Below are 1,409 nucleotides of genomic sequence, written 5' to 3' on the forward strand. Positions count from 1 at the left end.
TCGAGGTTGGTGATGTCGTGTTGGGTGAGGGTGAGGAGGGGGAGGTCGGAGGGGGTTCGGCCGCCGGTGTGGTGTTGGGTGTGGGTGGTGAGGGCTTTGAGTGCGGTGTGCCAGTGGTGGGCGAGTTGGGTGATGTGGTGGGGGGTGTGGTGGTGGGGGTTGTAGGTGTAGGTGGTGGTGAGTTGGGGTCCGTGGGGGGTGTCTTGGGTGTGGGCGTTGATTTCGAGGGGGGTGTGGTGGAGTTGGTTGGGGTGGGTGTTGCCGGTGAGGGGGGTGGTTTCGGGTGCGTGGGGCCAGGGTTGGGTGGTGGTGGATGGGTCTGTTGTGTCTGGTGTGGTTGTGGGTGTGGTGGGGGTGTAGCGGCCGAGGTAGTTGAAGGTGGTGGGGGGTTGGGGGAGGTGGGTGAGGTGGGTTTTGGTGGTGGGGTTGAGGTGGCGGAGGAGTCCGTAGGTGGTGCCGTGGTGGGGTGTGGTGTGGAGGGTTTCTTTGATGGTTTTGATGGCGGTGCCGAGGTGGGGTGTGTTGTGGGTGATGTCGTGCCAGGTGGCGGGTCCGGGGTGGAGTCGGGTGGGGTGGAGGGTGGTGAACCAGCCGATGGTGCGGGTGAGGTCGAGGTGGGGGGTGAGTTCGTGGCGTCCGTGGCTTTCGAGGTTGATGAGGGTGTCTGTGGTGTTGTTGAGGTGGGTGAGGGTGAGGGTGAGGGCGGTGAGGAGGATGTCGTTGATGCCGGCGTGGTAGGTGGCGGGTGTGGTGGTGAGGAGGGGTTGGGTGTGTTGGGGTGGGAGGGTGGTGGTGTGGTGGCGTAGTTGGTTGGTGGTTACCGGTGTGGGTGCTGGCGGTGTGGTGGTGTTGGGGTGGGGTTGGAGGGTGTGGGTCCAGTGGTGGAGTGTGGTGGTGTGGGTGGGGTGGTGGGCTTGTTGGGTGAGGTAGTGGGCCCAGGTGCGGAAGGAGGTGGGGACGGGTTCCAGGGTCGGCTTGGTTGTGGTGGTGGTGTGGTGGTAGGCGTGGGTGAGGTCGGGGGTGAGGATGCGCCAGGAGACGGCGTCGATGACGAGGTGGTGGGCGAGGAGGAGGAGTCGTCCGGGGGTGGTGGGTCCGAGGGTGAGGTGGATGGCTTGGAGCATGATGCCGTGTTCAGGGTCGAGGCGGGTTTGGGCGGTGGTTTGGTGTTCTGTGATGGCGGCGGGGATGTCGGGGTGCCCAGCCAGGTCGGCGTGGTGGAGCAGGCTCGCGGCGTCGATGCTGCCCGGAGGCGGTATGCGCAGTTCGCCGTCGTCTTCCGCGCTGTTGAGTGTGAGGCGGAGGATGTCGTGGTGGTCGATGACGGTTTGCAGTGCGGTGATGAGGCGTTGTTGGTCGAGGTCGGCGGGAACGGTCAACAGCACCGATTGGTGGTAGGTGGTGAAGGG

At 65.2% G+C, this 1,409-nt stretch carries 1 protein-coding gene; it reads right to left on the reverse strand.

The window, feature by feature from the left end:
* On the reverse strand, positions 1-1,385 hold a 1,385-nt coding region (locus JK364_RS54270), incomplete at its 3' end, for a condensation domain-containing protein (protein ID WP_307841729.1).
* Positions 1,386-1,409: the final 24 nt, after the last annotated feature.

This window comes from Streptomyces endocoffeicus (assembly GCF_016741935.1).
GTDB classification, from domain to species: Bacteria; Actinomycetota; Actinomycetes; order Streptomycetales; family Streptomycetaceae; genus Streptomyces; species Streptomyces endocoffeicus.